Source organism: Brevibacterium rongguiense, from assembly GCF_009857845.1.
Classification (GTDB): Bacteria; Actinomycetota; Actinomycetes; order Actinomycetales; family Brevibacteriaceae; genus Brevibacterium; species Brevibacterium rongguiense.
In genome coordinates this window covers 1-254 of the sequence record NZ_WWEQ01000165.1, presented here as the reverse complement: position 1 = coordinate 254, position 254 = coordinate 1, and the positions used below count along the sequence as shown (strand labels likewise).

The following is a 254-nucleotide window of genomic DNA, read 5'->3' as shown; positions in this document are numbered from 1 at the left end:
CCGGCCCCACTCGATGCCAACCAAGACCCCGCCTGCGGTGGTCAAGCAGATCGTCAAAGCGCGGTGGCGCAGGCGGTTGGGGCCGGTGCAGATCGCCGGCGAACTGGGCATCGCGGCATCAACGGTTTGAAGCGCCCTGGGTTTCGTTCCGCGCTTATGTGGTGACGAGGGCTCTCGCCTGGGATTGATCGTAGGCCGCTTCGACCTCGGCGGGCGTGCGGTAGTCGAGAGCTTCGTGCAGGCGTTGACGGTTC

Annotated in this window: 1 pseudogene; it reads left to right on the top strand. The window is 66.1% G+C overall.

Features of this window, described 5'->3' with window-relative positions:
* A pseudogene (locus GSY69_RS13995) lies at positions 1-127 on the top strand (IS481 family transposase); the annotation flags it as partial.
* Positions 128-254: the final 127 nt, after the last annotated feature.